The 18,781-nt window shown below is 64.0% G+C and carries 20 protein-coding genes and 1 tRNA gene; 11 read left to right on the top strand and 10 right to left on the bottom strand.

Going from position 1 to position 18,781, the window contains the following annotated elements; all coding sequences use genetic code 11:
* Positions 1 to 31: 31 nt before the first annotated feature.
* Together ABJ363_07190 and ABJ363_07195 are read left to right on the top strand one after the other, a co-directional pair.
* The gene (locus ABJ363_07190) at positions 32 to 694 is read left to right on the top strand and encodes a dienelactone hydrolase family protein (GenBank protein ID MEP4378770.1); all 663 of its coding nucleotides are present in this window, start codon (positions 32 to 34) and stop codon (positions 692 to 694) included.
* Positions 695 to 831: 137 nt separating this feature from the next.
* Entirely contained in the window at positions 832 to 1,392 is a 561-nt protein-coding gene (locus ABJ363_07195; protein MEP4378771.1) for an HNH endonuclease, read from the top strand.
* 5 nt (positions 1,393 to 1,397) lie between these two features.
* Here ABJ363_07195 and ABJ363_07200 read toward each other — a convergent pair whose 3' ends face one another.
* The 4 genes from ABJ363_07200 to ABJ363_07215 form a co-directional block, all read right to left on the bottom strand.
* Positions 1,398 to 1,973 carry a demethoxyubiquinone hydroxylase family protein gene (locus ABJ363_07200; GenBank protein ID MEP4378772.1) on the bottom strand — a complete coding sequence of 192 codons (576 nt, stop codon included), beginning with the start codon at positions 1,971 to 1,973 and terminating at the stop codon, positions 1,398 to 1,400.
* On the bottom strand, positions 1,970 to 2,503 hold the full coding sequence (locus tag ABJ363_07205; GenBank protein ID MEP4378773.1) for a disulfide bond formation protein B: 534 nt from the start codon (positions 2,501 to 2,503) through the stop codon (positions 1,970 to 1,972). The genes ABJ363_07200 and ABJ363_07205 overlap by 4 nt, the downstream gene beginning before the upstream one ends.
* A 23-nt stretch (positions 2,504 to 2,526) precedes the next feature.
* Positions 2,527 to 3,108, bottom strand: a complete 582-nt coding sequence (locus ABJ363_07210; GenBank protein ID MEP4378774.1) for a YqaA family protein — start codon at positions 3,106 to 3,108, stop codon at positions 2,527 to 2,529.
* A gap of 105 nt (positions 3,109 to 3,213) precedes the next feature.
* Entirely contained in the window at positions 3,214 to 3,468 is a 255-nt protein-coding gene (locus ABJ363_07215) for a hypothetical protein (GenBank protein MEP4378775.1), read from the bottom strand.
* A 155-nt stretch (positions 3,469 to 3,623) separates the two neighbouring features.
* Between ABJ363_07215 and ABJ363_07220 the strand changes: the two genes are divergently transcribed.
* Both ABJ363_07220 and ABJ363_07225 read left to right on the top strand, forming a co-directional pair.
* Positions 3,624 to 3,710: transfer RNA gene (locus tag ABJ363_07220), tRNA-Leu, on the top strand.
* A gap of 150 nt (positions 3,711 to 3,860) precedes the next feature.
* A complete protein-coding gene (locus tag ABJ363_07225) occupies positions 3,861 to 5,138 on the top strand; it encodes a DUF2254 domain-containing protein (GenBank protein ID MEP4378776.1) in 1,278 nt (425 codons plus the stop codon).
* Here ABJ363_07225 and ABJ363_07230 read toward each other — a convergent pair.
* Entirely contained in the window at positions 5,135 to 5,440 is a 306-nt protein-coding gene (locus ABJ363_07230) for a hypothetical protein (protein MEP4378777.1), read from the bottom strand. The two genes, ABJ363_07225 and ABJ363_07230, sit on opposite strands and share 4 nt — an antisense overlap.
* A gap of 33 nt (positions 5,441 to 5,473) precedes the next feature.
* Positions 5,474 to 6,529, bottom strand: a complete 1,056-nt coding sequence (locus tag ABJ363_07235) for an AI-2E family transporter (GenBank protein MEP4378778.1) — start codon at positions 6,527 to 6,529, stop codon at positions 5,474 to 5,476.
* A 231-nt stretch (positions 6,530 to 6,760) separates the two neighbouring features.
* Here ABJ363_07235 and ABJ363_07240 point away from each other — a divergent pair, with 231 nt between their 5' ends.
* The 4 genes from ABJ363_07240 (at position 6,761) to ABJ363_07255 (ending at position 10,913) form a co-directional block, all read left to right on the top strand.
* Complete coding sequence (locus tag ABJ363_07240; GenBank protein ID MEP4378779.1) at positions 6,761 to 7,333, top strand: carboxymuconolactone decarboxylase family protein; 573 nt, start codon at positions 6,761 to 6,763, stop codon at positions 7,331 to 7,333.
* 47 nt (positions 7,334 to 7,380) lie between these two features.
* Positions 7,381 to 8,622, top strand: a complete 1,242-nt coding sequence (locus ABJ363_07245) for an LLM class flavin-dependent oxidoreductase (protein MEP4378780.1) — start codon at positions 7,381 to 7,383, stop codon at positions 8,620 to 8,622.
* A 76-nt stretch (positions 8,623 to 8,698) separates the two neighbouring features.
* Complete coding sequence (locus tag ABJ363_07250; GenBank protein ID MEP4378781.1) at positions 8,699 to 10,288, top strand: gamma-glutamyltransferase family protein; 1,590 nt, start codon at positions 8,699 to 8,701, stop codon at positions 10,286 to 10,288.
* Positions 10,289 to 10,331: 43 nt separating this feature from the next.
* Positions 10,332 to 10,913: a carboxymuconolactone decarboxylase family protein gene (locus tag ABJ363_07255; GenBank protein MEP4378782.1), complete on the top strand. Its 582-nt coding sequence runs from the start codon at positions 10,332 to 10,334 to the stop codon at positions 10,911 to 10,913.
* 1 nt (position 10,914) lies between these two features.
* Here ABJ363_07255 and ABJ363_07260 read toward each other — a convergent pair whose 3' ends face one another.
* Positions 10,915 to 11,952, bottom strand: coding sequence for a dienelactone hydrolase family protein (locus tag ABJ363_07260; protein ID MEP4378783.1), 1,038 nt, complete (start codon positions 11,950 to 11,952; stop codon positions 10,915 to 10,917).
* 105 nt (positions 11,953 to 12,057) lie between these two features.
* Between ABJ363_07260 and ABJ363_07265 the strand changes: the two genes are divergently transcribed.
* Together ABJ363_07265 and ABJ363_07270 are read left to right on the top strand one after the other, a co-directional pair.
* Positions 12,058 to 12,831, top strand: a complete 774-nt coding sequence (locus tag ABJ363_07265; GenBank protein MEP4378784.1) for a glutathione S-transferase family protein — start codon at positions 12,058 to 12,060, stop codon at positions 12,829 to 12,831.
* A complete protein-coding gene (locus tag ABJ363_07270; GenBank protein ID MEP4378785.1) occupies positions 12,828 to 13,631 on the top strand; it encodes a glutathione S-transferase family protein in 804 nt (267 codons plus the stop codon). The genes ABJ363_07265 and ABJ363_07270 overlap by 4 nt, the downstream gene beginning before the upstream one ends.
* A 120-nt stretch (positions 13,632 to 13,751) precedes the next feature.
* Here ABJ363_07270 and ABJ363_07275 read toward each other — a convergent pair whose 3' ends face one another.
* A complete protein-coding gene (locus ABJ363_07275; protein MEP4378786.1) occupies positions 13,752 to 14,063 on the bottom strand; it encodes a muconolactone Delta-isomerase family protein in 312 nt (103 codons plus the stop codon).
* 40 nt (positions 14,064 to 14,103) lie between these two features.
* Positions 14,104 to 15,498, bottom strand: a complete 1,395-nt coding sequence (locus tag ABJ363_07280) for an SLC13 family permease (protein MEP4378787.1) — start codon at positions 15,496 to 15,498, stop codon at positions 14,104 to 14,106.
* A gap of 200 nt (positions 15,499 to 15,698) precedes the next feature.
* Here ABJ363_07280 and ABJ363_07285 point away from each other — a divergent pair, with 200 nt between their 5' ends.
* Positions 15,699 to 17,828: a 3-hydroxyacyl-CoA dehydrogenase NAD-binding domain-containing protein gene (locus tag ABJ363_07285; protein MEP4378788.1), complete on the top strand. Its 2,130-nt coding sequence runs from the start codon at positions 15,699 to 15,701 to the stop codon at positions 17,826 to 17,828.
* Between the two features lie 115 nt (positions 17,829 to 17,943).
* Here the strand turns inward: ABJ363_07285 and ABJ363_07290 are convergent, their stop codons facing one another.
* Positions 17,944 to 18,711, bottom strand: a complete 768-nt coding sequence (locus ABJ363_07290; protein MEP4378789.1) for an SDR family oxidoreductase — start codon at positions 18,709 to 18,711, stop codon at positions 17,944 to 17,946.
* Between the last annotated feature and the right edge of the window lie 70 nt (positions 18,712 to 18,781).

Here is an 18,781-nt window from a genome sequence, read left to right on the forward strand (position 1 = left end):
TGCGCCGGTCCCTGCAGGAAAGAGAGAGAACATGACCGCACCGCAACTGATCGGACCGAGCTACGGCCCCGCATCGGGCAACCCGCCCAAACAGCTCGTCGTGCTGCTGCACGGGCGCGGCGCGGACGGAAACGACCTGATCGGCCTGGCGCCGATGCTCGCCGGGGAACTGCCCGACGCCTTGTTTCTCGCCCCCGACGCGCCGAACCCGTGCGAGGGCGCGCCGTTCGGGCTGCAATGGTTCAGCCTGACGGATCGCTCACCGGAGAATATCGCGGCGGGTGTGCGCGCCGTGGCCCCGATGATTGACGCATTTCTGGATTATCATCTGGCGCGGCACGGTCTGACCGACGCGGATCTGGCCCTGTTCGGGTTCAGCCAGGGCTCGATGATGGCCTTGCATGTGGGCCTGCGGCGGTCGGCGGCACCCGCCGCCGTGCTCGGCTATTCGGGCCTGCTCGCGGCGGCCGACAGCCTCGCCGATGAGATCACCGTACGACCGCCCGTCCTGCTGGTGCATGGCGAGGCCGACGAGGTCGTTCCCCACGCCGCGCTGGCGATGGCCGAGACGGCGCTGCGTGATGCGGGGGTGTCCGTCGAGGCCGTCTCGCGTCCCGGCCTGGGGCACGGCATCGACGATGACGGGGTGGCGCGCGCCATCGCGGCATTGTCCGCCGCATTCGGTGATGGGTGAACTGGACATGCGCCGACAGAGGTGTGACAGTATCGTTACAAGCTATTGGGATTACTGAATAAAATTTTGAACTGAATCGAAAAACTCGGTTACATTTTATCTGCGGTTAGTGACGATTTAGCCCGGGGAGGGGATGGATGGACGTCGCGCTGGAAAACTGTCCGGCCCTCGTACTCAACGCGGATTTCCGCCCGCTGAGCTATTTCCCGTTGTCGGTCTGGCCCTGGCAGGACGCCGTGAAGGCCACCCTGATGGGCCGGGTCAACACGGTCGCCGAATACGACCGGGTGGTCCGTTCGCCCAATCTCGAAATGCCCCTGCCCAGCGTCGTCTCCCTGAAGGAGTATATCCGCCCGGCCGAGCGCCCGGCCTTCACCCGTTTCAACGTTTTTCTGCGTGACCGGTTCACCTGCCAGTATTCCGGCCAGCGCCTGCCCGCCCACGAACTGACCTTCGACCATGTGATCCCGCGCTCGCGCGGCGGGCGCACATCATGGGAGAACGTTGTGACCGCGTCGGGTGCGTATAATCTGGCGAAGGCGAACCGCACCCCGGAAGAGGCGGGGATGCACCTGCTGAGCAAGCCGCGCCAGCCCGACACCTGGGAATTGATCGAGAACGGCCGCGCCTTCCCGCCGAACTTCCTGCACGAAAGCTGGGGCGACTATCTCTACTGGGACAGCGAGCTGGACGAGTAGGCGTTCTAGATCCGCGTCGACAGCCAGATGGCCGCGCGTGTGCCGGTCTTGATGAACTCCGACATCACCCGATAGCCCGGCGTCGCTTCCGCGTTGTGGGCGAGCCCGGTTTCCTTGTGCTCGATTTCCTCGGCGCGGAATTCGTCGATCAGGTCGCGCAGCTCGGCCTCGTCCTCGCCGAGCCTTTCGGACTGGTCGGCATAATGCTCCTGGATGACATCCTCGACCGCGACGGTACAGGCCATGGCGGCCTTTTCGCCCATGGCCGCCGTGGCGGCACCCAACGCAAAGCCGGCCGCGTGCCAGACCGGCGATAGCAGGGTAGGGCGCACGCGTCGCGCGACGATCAGTTCGTCGAAGGCCTCCAGATGTTTCTTTTCCTGCTCGGCCATGTGGCGGATCGTGTCGCCGACCGGGTGTTTGCCCAGCACCGCGAGCTGGCCGGCATAGATACGCGCCGCGCCATACTCACCGGCATGATCGACCCGGATCATCCGCTCGATCAGGGTCTCGCGATCCGGGTCGCCGGGCAGGCGATCGTCGCCTGTCTTCCTGGGATGCTTTCTCTCGGTTTCGCTCATGCCGTCTTTCGCCAGAAACCCTGTGCCGCCCATGCGGATGCCACCGCGAGGATCACGGAGATGATCAGATTATAGCCTGCCATCGAAATTCCGAAGAGGGACCATGCCACGTCGTCGCACCGCACCAGCGGCGTGGCGAGGATTTTTGCCTTCAGCTCGGCGATGGACATGTTGGGGTCGTCGAGCCCGCCGCTGCCGCAGGTGGAAAGTCCCTCCCACCAATGCTGCTCGACCCCGACGTGAAAACCGGCCACGCCCGCGCCCGCCAGGAAAATCAGCCCGCTGATCGCGGCGAACACCGCCAGCGCGCCCGGCCCCAGCCGCCGCCCGGCCAGCACGGCCAGGCCCGCGAATCCGATCACGATCCAGTAGGGCCAGCGCTGGTAAATACACAGCGCGCAGGGCTGCAGGCCGCCGAAAATCTGGAAGGCCCAGGCGCCGCCGAGCATGGCGACGCTCGCGGCCAGGGTGAGCGTGGGCCAGGTCGCCGGGCGCCGGCGAAGCGTGGTGTGAATATCGGATGCGGCCATGAGCGGAATATGGGTCGTTGTTGCTAGAAGACGAACTTGATCAGCACGAACCCGCCGATCAGCAGAACCACGAAGGCGAGCGCCACCCAGCCGAGATAGCGCTCCACGAAGGCGCGGATCGGCGGCCCGAAATACCAGATCAGCGCGGCGACCAGGAAAAAGCGCAGGCCACGCGCGGCAGCCGAGGTGATGCCGAACACCACGGGATCGAGCTGGGTCACGCCGCTGGCGATGGTCACCACCTTGTAGGGGAAGGGTGTGACGCCGAAGGTGAAGACGATCCAGGCGCCGAACTCGTTATACTTCGCGGTGAAGGCCTCGAAGGCCTGTTCCATATGGTAGAACGCGATGACCGGCTCGCCCACGGCCTCGAACAGGGTCAGGCCGATGAGATAACCGAAATACCCGCCGAGCACCGACGCGACGGTACAGATCGCCGCCAGCCGCCATGCCATGTTGCGGGCTGCCAGGATCATCGGGATCAGCAGAATATCGGGCGGGATCGGGAAAAACGAGCTCTCGACGAAGGCGACCGCGGCCAGCCCCCAAACGGCGTGGCGCGACGCGCCGAGGCGCATGGTCCAGTCATAGAGGCCTTGCAGCATGCCGTCTCCCAACCGCCGGTGCGCGAATGCTCCGGTCATGCTCGGCCTCGTAACAGGCGGACGCGCGCCTGTCCATGTTGCGTGGTTGGTGCCCACAAATTTTGATCAGCGGCGCTTGATCTGGCGCAGATAGATGACCGTGCCGTCGGTTTGTACGTCGGCGACCCACAGCCCGGTGTGGGTGTAGGCCGTATCCTGGCGCGCAGCATGTATCGGCCGGCCCGTTTCGCTGTTCCCCGTGGCGTCGTAGCCCGGGCCTGTCGCCCGCGCGTCGGGCGCGTTCGGCCAGACCGTTAGAATTGCCAGAAAAACGGCCCAGACGGCAATCAGACCGGCGGCTTTCCGGCAGTACTGCAACATCGTCTGTCTCCAGTTTGGTTGTCTGTGCATCTTATGTATGCACCGGCGTGGCGGATTGAAGTGACGCCGGTCACAGCTTCGAGATTTCCGATTTCGGGCGCAGGCGGTTGACCCGTTGGGGCCGGTGGACTTATGGAGAGGGCACACGTCCTGGGGCCCCTGTGGCGGAATTGGTAGACGCGCTGGATTCAAAATCCAGTTCTCGCAAGGGAGTGGGAGTTCAAGTCTCCCCGGGGGCACCATTTCGCGATTTCGCGATATCACCATGACGCGAATGGACCGAAAGCGGTCGCACTGGTTTCGGTGATCTCGGTCTGGGTTCAGGAGCTGTTTGCGCCCGTCATTGCGCCCGTCCGTAAATGGTCGCGCCGGAACGCGCAGAGGAACGCCGATTGAATAGCCGTCTGCAGTGGGTTATTTCGCAATTCACCCGGCGATTGTGGTTTCGGGCGGCGCTGTACGGCGTTGTCGCGCTTGCGACCGCGCTGCTCGCCACGCTGACCGCGGATGTCTTTCCTTCAGACATGCAGAGTCTGGTCCGGGCCGACGCCATCGAAGACATTCTCAAGATACTGGCGTCGAGCATGCTGGCCGTGGCGACCTTTTCGCTGGGCACCATGGTTTCGGCATTCTCGGCAGCGGCAAGCATTGCAACGCCGCGCGCGACTAAACTTCTGATCGAGGATCCGATTTCGCAGAACGCGCTCGCGACGTTCATCGGTGCGTTCATTTTCAGCCTGATCGGAATCGTGGCGCTGAGCGCCGGTTTCTACGGTCCGGGCGGCAGGGTCGTCCTTTTCGTCGTCACGATCACCGTGATCGCGATCATCATCGTGACGTTTTTCCGCTGGATCGACTACCTGTCCAACCTGGGCCGCCTCGGCGAAGTTTTGGGAAAGGTGGAACGGGCAACCTCGGAAGCCTTGCGGCTGCGCCGCCAGTCCCCCTGCCTGGGCTGTAGCCCGGTGCAGGACGTGCCGGAGGACGCGGTGCCTTTGACGTGTGATGAAATCGGATATGTCCAGCACATCGATATCGCGGCACTCGATGCGATCGCCGAATCCGCCGATGGACAGGTTTATGTGGGGCGAACACCCGGGTCGTTCGCCGACAGTCTGCGGCCGCTTGCCTGGCTGAGCTGGGAGCCGTCCGATGCGCAACGCGAGGATATTCTGACGGCGTTTGCCGTCGACTCCGAGCGTTCGTTTGATCAGGATCCGCGGTTCGGACTTATCGTGCTGTCGGAGATCGCATCGCGTGCGCTCTCACCGGGAATCAACGATCCGGGGACGGCCATTGAGGTCATCGGACGCATCGTGAAGGTACTGACGATCTGGACCGAATCCGTCGAGGAGGACGACGTCCGTTTCCCCAACGTGTTTGTCCCCGAAATCTCCGTTGCGGACCTGTTCGATGACGCATTCACCCCGATTGCGCGCGAGGCGGCAGGGTTGCTTGAGGTCGGTATCCGTCTCCAGAAGGCGTTCAAGAGCCTGGCCATGCAGCCCAACGAACAGTTCAGCGAGAATGCACGCCGTCATGCGGCGCTGGCAATCATGCGTTCGGACGCCGCACTGACGCTGGATGAGGAGAAGCGCGTTCTTCGGGAGCTGGCGGGCGAAGTCGGTGCGCGCGGTGCCGACCGTCGAACGGGTCTTCCGCCGCGCTAGCTTTTACGCGAACTCTCGTCGTCATCGAGGTTCTGGACCAGCGCCCGCACGGCGTCACCGATGGGAGAACCCGTCGTGTCGTTTTCCTTGTCGCGATAGTCTGCGGCGTGTTCGAAATATTCCGAGATCGCGTCATAGACATGCCGGTGTTGGCGCATGGTGCGGGCGAGTGCGGCGTCGGCGCGAAACTGGTCGGCGATGGCGCGCACCGTCGCCGTATCGAGATGCTGTGACTTGTCGAGAAGCTGCTGCAGGTCGCGTACCGCGCGGTCGACCGCATCTTCATTGCTCTGTTTCGCCATTCTGACCTCTGTGTCGCCGCTTTCGGGGGCCGCCTACCGCGTTTCGATTTTTCCGTTGCCCGACAGCATGATCGCGACGGGCCGGGTTGGCGTGAAGTAGGAGCACACGATCATCACGATCATCGTCAGGGGTACCGACAGGAACATGCCCGCCAGCCCCCAGATGCTGCCCCACACGGCCAGCGAGATCAGTACGACCAGCGGTGAGATATTGAGCGACGTGCCCATCAGCCGCGGTTCGACCAGGTTACCAATCACGAATTGTGTCGCGCCCCCCGCGATCAATACCGTCAGCACCGGGCCGATCGTGGCGAACTGCACCACCGCCAGCAGGGTGGGCAGCAGGATGCCCAGCATCGAGCCGATGGTCGGGATGTAGTTGAGCAGGAAGATGATGAAGCCCCAGAAGCCGGCGAAGTCGACACCCACGACCAGCAGGATCGCGTAGCTGACCAGGCCGGTCATGGCGCTCATCAGGGTCTTGATGGCGACGTAGGTCTGAATCTGCGCCTGCATGCGATGGAGAAGGTCGCGGACGTCCTGGCGGCGTTCGGAATCGGGGAACAGTGCCGAGAACTTGCTTTCGAAGCTGCCCTGTTCGATGAGCAGGAAAACGACGTAGACGATGACGATGCCGAAGGAACCGGCGAAGCCCGCCGCTGTGGAAGCGAAGGACCGGATCAGCGCGCGGATATTTATTTCCTGGACCACATGGGCGATGTCGGGGGTCTGCTCGAAGCCGGCAAGTCGCGAGGCCTGTGCCACGAGGTTATCGAAATTGGCCTGATAGGAGGGTGCCGCGGCGGCGACATCGGCCACGCTGCCGCTGATCAGTTCCGCGACCAGCGCGATGGCCAGAGCCACGATGATCACGGCCCCGGTGAGCGCCAGCCAGTTCGGCAACCGCCAGCCCCCCAGCGGGATGCGACGCAGGAATCGCGCCAGCGCATTGAGCAGGTACCAGATGACGATGGCGACCGCGATCGGGATCAGAAGCTCGCGTCCCTCGATCAGGAAAAAGATCGTTACCGCCGCGATCAACACCGCGCCCGCGAAGGCGCCAATGCGCGCCGGAGCCGTTTCGGTCATGTCGTTCGTCCCGCATTCGTCCTAGATTTGTCATGCGCGTTTAGCACATCCGGGGGCGATTTGGCCCCCCGGGGTCGGTGTGACAAGCCTGCGATTGACGCGCGGCGTTGACGGCGGTGAGCCGATGGTGGTTTGCTTCGTCCCAGCCAAATGGCCCGGGGCATCGACCCGCACCGCGCCGATAATATTTTACCTGATCGTTTACCGACAGATTTACGGGGGAGAGAGTACGTGACCGATGGATTGGAAAATGCACGCCTGTCGCGCGTCGAGCGCGAGGATTGTCCGGCTGAATATCAGGAAGCCTATGACGAGGTGATCCGCTCGCGCGGGCGCACCAGCATGCCCAACGTGTTTGCGTTGCTGGCCAACAGCCCGGGTGCGCTTGCGGCGGTCACCCCCGTCGGCGCCCATGTGCGCTATGGCACGAAGTTCGACGACGCGCTGCGCGAATACGTCATCCTGACGGTCGCTCAGGAGCTGCGTTGTTCTTATGAGTGGGGACATCACTGGGAATTTGCGGTGAAGGTCGGCGCGCCCGAAGAGATGCTCAAGAAAGTCGGCACGCCGGCGATCGAGGCCGAGCCTGGCCTGGTCGGTACGGCCACCACATATGCCCGGCTCGTTACCCGCAATGAAGAAGTTGCCGACGACATGGTCGCGGCGCTCAAGGAAGCGCTCGGCAATGACGGCTTCGTCGATCTGACGATCATGATTGGCTACTACGGCATGCTTGCACGGTTCATCAACACGATGCGCCTGCAGCTCGAGGAGGGCAGCACGGCACCGCCGTTCAACGTCTGAACCGGGCCGAGCCGGCGCGGAAACCGGAACGCGAGGGAGGAATCGCCATGGTGAAGGTAATCGTACAGATGTACCCGATGGTTCGTGCCGAGAACCAGACGGAGCGCAAGGAGATGCGCCCGATCGGCCGCAACCGGGAACGCTACCAGGAAGCCATGGACGGCATGCCTGACCTGATCCGGGCGATGGATGATCTGGGCGTGTGGGGGGTGTCCTCGATCGAACATCACCTCCATTCGGAAGGCTATGAGGTCGGGCCGAGCATCGGCATCAACACCGGCTACTGGGCCGGCCTGTCCAAGCGGCTCAATATCGGCAGCCTCGGCTACGTGATGAGCGTGGACGACCCGATCCGGGTGGCCGAGGAAACCGCAACCCTCGACCATATGACCAAGGGCCGTTGCTTCGTGGGTTTCGCGCGGGGCTACCAGTCCCGCTGGACGAATGTGCTGGGCCAGAAGATCGGCTCGGTCGCGACCATGTCCGACAAGAGCGCGGCGGATGAGCACAACCGCAAGATCTTCGAGGAACAGGTCGACATCGTCATGAAGGCCTGGACGGAAGACGCGTTCGACTACAAAAGCGATCTCTGGGAATATCCCTATCCCCATGATGAGGGTCTCGAAGGCTGGTTCATGGGTGACGTGACCCGCCAGATGGGTGCGCCGGGAGAGATGGACGAAGACGGCAAGCTGCGGAAGATTTCCGTGGTGCCTGCGCCGTACACACGGCCTCATCCGAAGGTCTTCATCGCGTCCAACGCGTCGATTGAAACGGTCGAATATGCCGGCGCGCGCGGGTTCATCCCGTCGTATTTTTCGAGCATCGACCGTTGCGCGGATTACGGTCCGCGCTACACCGAGGTCGCGAATCAGCATGGCTACAACATCGCCCACGGCCAGAATCAGGCGATCGTGCGCTGGCCCCATGTGGGCGAGGGCCATGACGATGGCGCGCAGAAGATGCTCGACTGGTCGGGCGATATCTTTCAGAACTTCTACGGCCCGCTGTTCCCGGACTGGACCAGCAAGGCCGTCGGCGCCGACGACAAGAAGCTGATCGAGTTGATGGATTCGACGGGTCTGTTTCAGTACGGCTCCGTGTCGGAAGTGCGCGATTCCTATATCAAGCAGTGGACGCAGTTGCCGGCGGAATACATCACGCTGATCTATCACTATGCCCAGTGCCCGAAGGACGACATGATCGACCAGCTGCGAATCTTCATGCAGGAGATCAAACCGGCCCTCGACGAGATCGCCGATTATCCCGACGCGGAAGCTGCCGAATAGGCGCAGAAGGGTTTAAAGTTGTGCGGGCGGCACCGGTTGTGCCGCCCGATGTTTTTTACAGGATTGTTGGTCGCCCATGTTGAACTCAAAATTCGCACCCCACGGAATGGTGGTCGCGCCCCATCATCTCGCCGCCGAGGCCGGCCTGTCCGTCCTGCGTGAGGGCGGCAACGCGCTCGAGGCGATGATCGCCGCGGCGGCCGCCATCGCGGTCGTCTATCCGCATATGAACTCGATCGGTGGTGACGGCTTCTGGGTGGTATCGCCCGCCAATGGAGAGCCAGTCGCGATCGATGCGTGCGGGGCGGCGGGGTCTGGCGCGACGATCGAGCGCTATACCGAAGAAGGGCTGGACGCCGTGCCGTCGCGCGGCCCGCTCGCGGCCGTGACCGTGGCGGGAACCGTCTCCGGCTGGGGTGCCGCGCAGGAGTTGTCGAAAAGCATGGGCGGAAAGTTTCCGCTCTCCCGCCTGCTGGACGATGCGATCGGCTATGCCCGCGACGGGATGGCCGTCACCGAAGGCCAGGTCCGCAACACGACCGAGAAGCTGCCGGAGATGGGTCCGGCGACCGGCTTCGCCGATGTCTACACGCCGGGCGGCGCGGTGCCGTCGCGTGGGGATATCTTCCGCCAGCCGCGTCTCGCCGCGACCCTCCAACGCATTGCCGACGCCGGCACCGAGGATTTCTATCGCGGTGATCTCGCCCGGGCGATTGCCGCCGATCTCGCGGCGGTCGGCAGCCCGGTCGAGGGTGGCGATCTCGCGGCCCATCAGGCCGTCGCCAAGCCGCCGTTGTCGCTCCGGCTCGGCGATGCCACGCTCTACAACATGCCGCCGCCGACCCAGGGCCTGGCCTCGCTGCTCATCCTCGGGGCCTTCGACCGGCTCGACTGTCCGGATGCCGACGGTTTCGAGTTTGTCCATCTGCTCGTCGAGGCGAGCAAGCAGGCGTTTGCCATTCGCGACCGGCACATAACCGATCCGGCCCACATGGATCCCGCGCCCGAGACCTTCCTGACAGCCGAGGTCATTGACGGTCTGGCTGGTGCGATTGATCTAAAACGCGCCGGTGACTGGAAGCGCGGCGGCACCGACAGCGATACGGTCTGGCTGGGTGCGATCGACCGCCACGGCAACGCCGTCAGCTTCATCCAGTCCATCTACTGGGAGTTCGGCTCCGGCGTGGTGCTGCCGGAGACCGGCATCACCTGGCAGAACCGGGGCGCCAGCTTCGCGCTTGACCCGGGCGCGCTGAACCCGCTGCAGCCGGGCCGTAAACCGTTCCACACGCTCAACCCGGCGATGGCGCATTTCGACGACGGGCGGGTGATGTCCTACGGCACCATGGGAGGCGAGGGCCAACCCCAGACCCAGGCGGCGGTGTTTACCCGTCATGTGCGTTTCGGCATGCCGGTTCAGGCCGCGATCACCGCGCCGCGCTGGCTGCTCGGCCGCACATGGGGCAGCGACAGCACCAATCTCAAGATCGAATCCCGTTTCCCCGAGCCGGTCATCGAGGCGTTGCGGGCTGCGGGCCACGATATCGAGGTGGTCGGGCCGTTCAGCGACCTGATGGGCCATGCGGGCGCGCTGGTGCGCCGGCCCGACGGCATCATCGAGGCGGGGTCCGATCCGCGCAGCGATGGTGCGGCAGCGGGATATTGACGGGAACCCGGTGTTACGGCCGATCGAAGGGAAATTCAGCACGATGACGCAAGACACATCCGACGACCAGACGGACGGCCGGCTCAAGAAGTTGAGCCACGAAGACATGGACGACGCCCAGCGCGTGATCGCCGAGCGCATGGTCGCCAGCAAGACCGGGCAGATTATCGGGCCGATGAATGCCTGGCTGCGCAATCCGCCCCTTGCAGAGCGTGCCTTTGCGCTTGGTGATTTCGCGCGGCACGGAACGAGCCACGAGAAACGCATCTCCGAGCTTGTCATCGTTATGACGGCCCGCCATTGGGTGGCGCAACTGGAATGGTGCGTCCACAAGGTCGAGGCATTGAAGGCCGGTCTCGACCCGGCGATTATCGATGCCATCGAAGCTCGCACGCGACCCAGCTTCGAAAAGGCCGATGAGGAACTGGTCTACGACTTGTTCACGGAGCTTTTGGAATCGAAACAGGTCTCGGATGCGGTCTATGACCGGGCCATCGAAATGTTCGGCGAATCAAGGCTGGTCGAGCTGGTCGCGATCTTCGGCCACTACAATCATGTGGCCGCGGTGTTGAACACGTTCCGGGTGAAGGTGCCGTCGGGCTGGGCCGAGCCGCTCGAGGACTAAGCTAGCTGTCGCCGTTGAAGGCGCGCATCAGGAACGCGCCTACGTCCCGGTTGGAGCGATCGCGGACCGCGTCGTCGCGGCCGATCAGATAGCCGTCGGCATCGGAACACACGCCCAGGATCACCTTGCGCAGGAATGGTCCTGACATGGGCAGCAGGGTCAGGGTGTCGCGCACGACGCCCTTTTCATTCACGTTGAGGTCGCAGTCGGCGAGGTTGCGACCGATGGTACGGGGGCCTGCAAACCGGCCGTCCCACTGGTGATAGGCACCCTCGTAGACGATGAATTCGGCCTCCGCGCCGCCGTCTCGCAGGTCCTCGACGATCTCGCCGCAGCGCTCCGGGTCGATGATGCCGTCCTCCGACCCGGCGAGCAGTAATACGGGCGCGCCGGTCGCGCGGGTGTCGTCGAAGCGGGCGATGCAGGGGCCGTAGAAGGCCACGTGGGCCGCGAACCGTTTGCCGCCGGGGTTGAGGGTCTCGGCGGTCTGGGCAAACGCCGCGAGCATGGTCGATATGCCGCCATAGGAGAATCCCATCAGCGCGATCCGGTCGCCGTCCACCTCGGGCATCGCATCCAGATATCGCAGTCCCGCATATGCATCGGCCAGGGTCATGGTCTCGGTGATGTTGAGCAGGCGGTCGATGAACCCCGATGCCTTGTCGCGCCGCGCGCCAAAGGCATCGACGACCAACGCGGCCACCCCCATCTCGGCGAACTGGGCGCCGTAGGTCAGCTCGCGCGAACCCAGCACCCCGGCGGCGCCATGCAGCAACACCACGGCGGGAACGGGTGAGGCGGCGCTGGCGTCCTCGGGCAGAAACAACACCGCGTGCGCATCCGTCGGCGGGTCGAGGCTGTCGCTCTTGCCGACCTCCCAGAGAGTGAAGGGGCTGTGGCTGGGATAGATCACGCGTTCGCCGCGTTGGCCGTTCATGGTCGCGTGATCGGGCCAGACCGTCAGGTCGACCGCATCCGCAACGGCTTGTGTCGCCATCGCGAAGAGTGACAGGGCCAGAAGGGTGTGCAGAATGCGCATGGCGTTCGGTCGTGGGGGCGGGGGAAACGTCTCGAAGCTGTTGATATATAGGCTTGGTGCTCCGCGTCCAGAGAAGGCGCTTCAAAATATCGGGAGAAGCCGATCATGGCACTTGAACTCTATCATTCCGACCATTCGACCTGCAGCCAGAAGGTGCGCATCTGTCTGGCCGAGAAGGGCCTCGACTGGGAGAGCCATGTGATGCATTTCACGTCGGGCGATCATCTGACCGATGCGTATCTCAAGCTCAATCCCAACGGTGTCGTCCCGACCCTCATTCACGACGGAGAACCGGTGATCGAATCCTCCGTCATCGTCGAGTATCTCGACGAGATCCATCCCGAACCGTCCCTGTCCCCGGCCGACTCGCTGGGGCGTGCGCGCCTGCGGGCCTGGATGCGCTACATGGAGGAGGTGCCGACCCCGGCGGTGCGGGTACCGTCCTTCAACAAGGTGTTCCGGCCGCTGCGTTACGAGAATGCTTCGTCGGAAGACTTCGAGGCGCGGATTGAAAAAATGCCGCTCCGCAAGGCATTCTACCGGCGCATGGGTCAGGTGGACGGGTTTTCCGAAGACGAAGTCGACAACGCGATCGCGCAAATCCGCCAGACCTGCGAGCGCATCGATGCGGCCATCGCCGGGAATGGCGGGCCCTGGATACTGGGCGAACAATATTCGCTGATCGACGTGACATTAACGCCCTTGATCCAGCGCATGGCCGACCTGGGCTACGGCCCGATCTGGGAAGGCGATCTGCCGGAGATGACGGCCTGGTTCGAACGTATCAAGGCACGGCCTTCATTCGCCACGGCGTTCTATGCCAACACCAATGTGAGCGAGAAATACGCGCAGTTTTTTGCCGACAGAGAGTCCGAATGAAGATCGAGATGTATCAGGCGCCGCAATCGACCTGCAGCCAGAAGGTGCGGATCACGCTCGCCGAAAAGGGCCTGCCGGAGATGAACAAGGACTGGATCGAGCATGATGTCGATCTGGGCACGTTCGAACAGCTCGAGCCGGAGTATCTGAAGCTCAACCCCAACGGTGTGGTCCCGACCTTCGTGCATGACGGGACGGTCCTGATCGAATCCTCCGCCATCCTCGAATATCTCGAGGAAATCATTCCCGAGCCTGCGCTGGCGCCGGGCGATGCGGTCGGCCGTGCCCGGATGCGCGCCTGGATGCGCTACATCGACGAGGTGCCCACGGTGGCGGTGCGGGTGCCGACATTCGCCAACATGCTGGCGCCGATGCGGTTCGCCAAGGCGAGCAATGTCGAGTTCGCCGCCCATGCGGACCGGCTGCCGCTGCGCAAGCAATTCTACCAGCGCATGTCCCAGACGGGTTTCGGCAAGGATGAGCTCGAATATGCCGAGTTCCAGATCCGCCAGACCTGCGAGCGGATCGATGCGGCCATCGTCGAACATGGCGGCCCGTGGATCATGGGCGCCCAGTACACGATGGTGGATGCGCAGGTCACGCCGCTGATCGACCGCATGGACGACCTCGGCTACGCCTTCCTGTGGGAGGACGACCTGCCGGAGATGACCGCCTGGTTCGCGCGCATCCGGGCACGCCCGTCATATGCGGCGGCGTTCTATCCCGGCGCGCGCATTTCCCAGCGCTACCCGGACTATTACCGGCCTGTATCGGAACTCAAGGCCGAACGCGGCTACTAGGCGACTTTTGGTTTCATCCACCGGCGTCATGCGCGGACTTGATCCGCGCATCTCGCAAAGATCGAGACGGGATGCCCGGGTCGAGCCTGGGCATGACGAATGGAGAGGGGTGTTCGCCCGCTAGATCGTCGGGAACGGCCCGATCCGGTCCTCATAGGCCTGGGTCGCCGGATGCTCGATCATGGGCGTCACCTCGACGGTCATCCACGGGTGCAGCGGCAGCGAGGAGATATCGGCGTGGAAATCCTCCAGGCTGTCGGCCTCCCAGATCGAGAAGTTCGCCCGCTCGCCGACGATCCGCCAGACCTTGCGCATCCGGCCCGCCTGGATCAGCTCAATGGCCCGGTCGGCCTCCGCATCGCCCAGCGCCTTGACCTGGGACGGGTCCATCTCGCCCGGCAGTTCCACCTTGATTCGCACCATGAACAGCATTGGTCTCTCCCCGTTTGTTTGTTTGTTTTGATTCCGAATTTTACAGATAGATCCCGAGCATACTGCCCCACAGATATTGCAGCGGCAGGATGATGAGCACACCGATCACGAAATAGACCGACGTCAGCCGAAAGGCCTCGCGCATGGGCACACCGCCGACCGCCATGGCCATCGCGACGGGCGGGGCCTCGTGCGGGAAGGGGTAGATCATCCAGCTCGGGACCTGGACCAGCAGGACCGATTCCAACGGCCAGCCGGTGGCCTGCGCGATGGCATCTGAGAATGATGTCACGATGGGTGGGGCTGCCGGGAATGTCGTGACCACGCCCACGGCGGCGCTGATCGCAAAAATCTCATAGAAGGTGACAATCCCGCCATCCTTGGTCAGCGGAATGTTGGCCAGCAGCAACTCGCCCATCGCGCCGCCGAGCCCGGAATGATTGGCAATCGCGCCGACGCCGATGACCCCGGCGACGAATAGCCAGGCTCCGTAGTTTACTTCGTTCGTGATCACGGATGCCGGCAGCATTCCTATGCCCGGGGTCACACAGACCAATGCTGCGGCGAGCGCGATCCAGGCGGGTGAGATTCCGTGCAGCGAATCCGTCATCCAGAGAGCCAGCGCGACGAGCATGATCCCCATCAGACGGCGCTCGGCGCTGCTCCAGCCTGTCTGCATTGAGGCTTTGCCCTGAGGCTGCGGTTTCGCGCCAAACAGGATGGTGATCAGGACGATCACGATCAGCGCACCCAGAAAGCCGACGATGGGGAAGTTCAGGAAGGTGTAGCCGAAATAGGTGAAGCTGATGTTGAAGATGCCCTCGGAGGCACCAACGAAGGCCATGTTCACGACGTTCGACGGCAAAATCCCGAAGGCGGGAATCGTCGCACCCCAGCCGGCCGCCAACACGAGGCCGTGCCGCGCACGGGTGTTTTCCGCGAAGCCCAGTTCGGTCGCCAGCGCGACGGCCAGTGGCGCCATCATCACGGCGCGGCCGGATGCGGACGGCATGATGAAACTGAGCATGATGCCGGCGAGGGCCAGACCGCCCGCCATGGTCAGGTAGCGGCCGGGCAGATGGGTCATCAGTGCCTGGACGATACGCGCGGCCAGCCCGGATTTGTGGACCGCGATCGAGATCACGAACCCGCCGAAGACCAGCCAGGTCGCGCTGGCATGGAAACCGGAGAAGGCGACACTCGGCGGCGCGATCGAGAACACGACCGTCAGCAGGAACAGCAACAACGCCGTGATGTGGGGCGGAATGGCGCCGGTGGCCCAGAAACTGATGGCGAACAGGATGACGCCCGCCGCCGGCAACACGCCCGGCGCGTCGGTCCACAGGGGCGCGGCAAGCAGAACCGCGGCGACAATCGTCGTCAGCAGTCCGAATATCTGGGCGGCGTTCAGCCGGGTGTCCATCGGTAGGCGCATGGGAGTCCGATCATCCGGCCTGTTGTGGCCATCGGGTGATGGCGCACTTTAGCAACCGGCGGGCGGTTGCGCGATAGACCCGCTATTGTGCCGGGGCGTGGCAGGCATTCGCGCGGTGCAATCGCGACCCTTGGAGGATTGTGGATGATTCTCTTAAAGTACAATTCTGCGTTGATCAGCCTGACCGCGTCCGAGAGACCATGAGCACTGAAACATCGAATGACCCCGTCCTCTACCGGAATGTCGGTACGATCGCGGTGATCACCATCAACAATCCGCCGGTCAACGCGCTGGCGAAACATGTGCGCATGGCGATTGCGGATTATCTCGAAGCCGCGGCGGATGACCTTTCGACGCGTGCGGTCGTGATTTCCGGCAATGGCCGCAATCTGTGCGGCGGTGCGGACATACGCGAATTCAACACGCCGGACCGCCAGGTTCGTCCCATGACGCGCGAACTGATGAACCTGATCGAGGCGATGGACAAGCCCGTGGTCGCGGCGATTCACGGGCCGACCCTGGGCGGCGGGCTGGAACTCGCGCTGGGCTGCCATTACCGGGTGACTCACCGTGATGCCCGACTCGGGCTACCGGAAGTTTTACGCGGCGTCATACCCGGTGCGGGCGGCACCCAGCGCCTGCCGCGTCTCGTCGGATTCCGGACGGCGGTCGACATGATTACCAGCGGGGCCTCGGTGGATGGGCGCCGCGCCCTGGAGATCGGACTCGTCGATCGCGTGGCCGAGGGTGACGACGTCTGCGCCGAGGCGATCCGGTTTGCCGATGGACTGGTTGCATCCGATGCCGCGGGCCGCCGCTTGAGCGAGTTGCCGGTGGATCTGGACCCGGAAGCGGGCGCGGCGCTGGTTGCCGAAACCCGTGCGAAACTCGAAAAGACCGCGCGCGGCATGCGCGCACCACTGCGCTGTCTGGAAAGCGTCGCCAACACATTGACCATGCCGTTCAAACAGGGATGGGATCGCGAGGCGGAAATCAGCGCCGAGGCGGTGGCATCGGCCGAATCCCGTTCGCTGGTGCATGCATTCTTCGCCGAACGGCAGGTGTCGAAAATTCCCGATATCCCGAGCGACACGCCGCGGCGGTCCGTCGAACGCACCGCGATCATCGGCGCCGGGACCATGGGCGGCGGCATCGCCATGTCATTTGCCAATGCGGGCATGCCGGTCACCCTGATCGAGACCAGCCAGGACGCGCTCACCCGCGGCCTTGCGCGGATCGAGAGCAACTATGCCGCGACCCGCGATCGGGGTCGGCTCAGCGCCGAGGATATGGACACGCGCATGGGTCTCATCACGGGTGCGTTGGGGCTCGATGCGGTGGCCGATGCAGACCTGGTGATCGAGGCGGTGTTCGAGGAAATGGACGTCAAGCAATCCGTGTTCCGCGATCTCGACCGCCTGGCACGCGACGGCACGATCCTGGCGACCAACACGTCGACGCTGGATGTGGACGCCATCGCCGCGGTTACCGAGCGGCCGGCGGATGTGCTGGGTCTGCATTTCTTCAGCCCGGCCAATGTCATGACCCTGCTGGAGATCGTGCGGGCGGAAAAGACCGCGAAGGACGTCATCGCGACGGTGCTGGACCTGTCGGGACGCATCGGCAAAACCGGCGTCGTGGTCGGGGTGTGCGACGGGTTCGTCGGCAACCGGATGCTCGCGCCGTATTTTCGCCAGTGCGACTTCCTCATCGAAGAAGGCGCGCTGCCCCAGGACGTGGACAGGGTGATCGAGACCTTCGGCTTCCGCATGGGTCCGCTCCGGGTGTCCGATCTTGCCGGACTGGACATCAGCTGGGCGATCGAGAAGCGCCGGGCCGACACGCGGCCCGCCGACGAGCGGATCTCGCCGCTGTTGGGCCGGATCTGCGAACTGGGCCGGTTCGGCCAGAAAACCGGCGCCGGCTGGTATCGCTACGAAGGCCGCAACGCGCTGCCCGATCCCGGGATCGAAAGCCTGATCGTGGCGCGTTCGGGCGAGATGGGGATTACCCGACGGGACATCTCCGACGAGGAGATTCTCCAGCGTTGCGTCTACGCACTGATCAACGAGGGCGCGAAAATCCTTGAGGAAGGCATGGCGATCCGGGCGTCGGACGTCGATGTCGTCTGGCTCCACGGCTATGGGTTCCCGCGCTGGCGCGGCGGCCCTATGTTCTATGCAGATATGGTCGGATTGCCCGAAATCGTCGCGACCCTCGACCGGTTCCACGGCGAGTGGGGCGACAAGTGGGAACCGGCGGTGCTGTTGCGCGAACTGGCCGACGCCGGATCCGGCTTCAGGGAATGGGACGCGGGCCGGACGGGTTGAGCGGTTTTTCGCCCGCGAACCTGTAGATATTACTTCGTCATGCCCGCACTTGATGCGGGTATCTCGTCTCGGTCTATGTGAGATGCGCGGATCAAGTCCGCGCATGACGTGGTTTTTAAACAGGCACCGTCGCCCCGCCATCGATTACCAGGGTCTGACCGGTCATCCAGGTCGCCGCGTCGGACGCCAGGTACACGGCTGCGCCCGCGATATCCTCGGGCTCGCCGAGGCGCCGCAGCGGGGTCGCTGCGATCCGCGGATCGGCGAATGCCGGGTCTTCCCACAGCGCGCGCGCGAAATCCGTCTTCACCAGCCCCGGCGCGATCGCGTTGACCCGGATGTTGTCGGGGCCGAGTTCGACGGCAAGGTTGCGCGCGAGCTGCATGTCGGCGGCCTTGGAGATGTTGTAGGCGCCGATCACGTCCGAGCCGCGCAGGCCGCCGATGGACGAAACCAGCACGATGGCCCCGCCGCCTGCCGCGCGCATATCCGGCACTGCCATCTGCGCGAGCCAGAGCTGGGACTGGATGTTGGTTTGCATGATCTTGGCGAAGACCTCGTCGGGAATCTCCATCGCCGGACCGTAATAGGGGTTGATGGCCGCGTTGCAGATCAGGATGTCCGCCGGTCCTGCCTGTTTGCGCGATGTGTCTATCAGCGCCTGGAGTTCGTCCTTGCGGCCCACATTGCAGGGCACGCCCAGGGCCTGGTGTCCGGCGTCGGTGAGAGCCCCGGCGGTTTCCGCGACCCGGTCCGCATCCCGGCTCGACACGGTCACCTTTGCGCCGGCCTCGGCCAGCGCCACGGCGATGGCGCGGCCGATGCCCTTGGTCGAACCCGTGACGATGGCGACCTTGCCCGAAAGATCGAACGGCGTGGTCATGGCGACTCCCCCAACAGACATGTTGGCGGTATCCTAGGGCAAGTCTTGGCGTTCGGCATCCATCCGGGCG

This window comes from Alphaproteobacteria bacterium (assembly GCA_039980135.1).
Taxonomy (GTDB): Bacteria; Pseudomonadota; Alphaproteobacteria; order UBA6615; family UBA6615; genus UBA8079.

What these genes read in the sequence shown, in the direction of transcription:
- ABJ363_07195 (MEP4378771.1), top strand. Translation starts at nt 832, where the DNA reads ATGGACGTCGCGCTGGAAAACTGTCCGGCCCTCGTACTCAACGCGGAT.
- ABJ363_07280 (MEP4378787.1), bottom strand. Translation starts at nt 15,498, where the DNA reads ATGCGCCTACCGATGGACACCCGGCTGAACGCCGCCCAGATATTCGGA.
- ABJ363_07290 (MEP4378789.1), bottom strand. Translation starts at nt 18,711, where the DNA reads ATGACCACGCCGTTCGATCTTTCGGGCAAGGTCGCCATCGTCACGGGT.
- ABJ363_07270 (MEP4378785.1), top strand. Translation starts at nt 12,828, where the DNA reads ATGAAGATCGAGATGTATCAGGCGCCGCAATCGACCTGCAGCCAGAAG.
- ABJ363_07265 (MEP4378784.1), top strand. Translation starts at nt 12,058, where the DNA reads ATGGCACTTGAACTCTATCATTCCGACCATTCGACCTGCAGCCAGAAG.
- ABJ363_07200 (MEP4378772.1), bottom strand. Translation starts at nt 1,973, where the DNA reads ATGAGCGAAACCGAGAGAAAGCATCCCAGGAAGACAGGCGACGATCGC.
- ABJ363_07205 (MEP4378773.1), bottom strand. Translation starts at nt 2,503, where the DNA reads ATGGCCGCATCCGATATTCACACCACGCTTCGCCGGCGCCCGGCGACC.
- ABJ363_07285 (MEP4378788.1), top strand. Translation starts at nt 15,699, where the DNA reads ATGAGCACTGAAACATCGAATGACCCCGTCCTCTACCGGAATGTCGGT.
- ABJ363_07235 (MEP4378778.1), bottom strand. Translation starts at nt 6,529, where the DNA reads ATGACCGAAACGGCTCCGGCGCGCATTGGCGCCTTCGCGGGCGCGGTG.
- ABJ363_07260 (MEP4378783.1), bottom strand. Translation starts at nt 11,952, where the DNA reads ATGCGCATTCTGCACACCCTTCTGGCCCTGTCACTCTTCGCGATGGCG.
- ABJ363_07215 (MEP4378775.1), bottom strand. Translation starts at nt 3,468, where the DNA reads ATGTTGCAGTACTGCCGGAAAGCCGCCGGTCTGATTGCCGTCTGGGCC.
- ABJ363_07255 (MEP4378782.1), top strand. Translation starts at nt 10,332, where the DNA reads ATGACGCAAGACACATCCGACGACCAGACGGACGGCCGGCTCAAGAAG.
- ABJ363_07275 (MEP4378786.1), bottom strand. Translation starts at nt 14,063, where the DNA reads ATGCTGTTCATGGTGCGAATCAAGGTGGAACTGCCGGGCGAGATGGAC.
- ABJ363_07190 (MEP4378770.1), top strand. Translation starts at nt 32, where the DNA reads ATGACCGCACCGCAACTGATCGGACCGAGCTACGGCCCCGCATCGGGC.
- ABJ363_07210 (MEP4378774.1), bottom strand. Translation starts at nt 3,108, where the DNA reads ATGCTGCAAGGCCTCTATGACTGGACCATGCGCCTCGGCGCGTCGCGC.
- ABJ363_07230 (MEP4378777.1), bottom strand. Translation starts at nt 5,440, where the DNA reads ATGGCGAAACAGAGCAATGAAGATGCGGTCGACCGCGCGGTACGCGAC.
- ABJ363_07250 (MEP4378781.1), top strand. Translation starts at nt 8,699, where the DNA reads ATGTTGAACTCAAAATTCGCACCCCACGGAATGGTGGTCGCGCCCCAT.
- ABJ363_07245 (MEP4378780.1), top strand. Translation starts at nt 7,381, where the DNA reads ATGGTGAAGGTAATCGTACAGATGTACCCGATGGTTCGTGCCGAGAAC.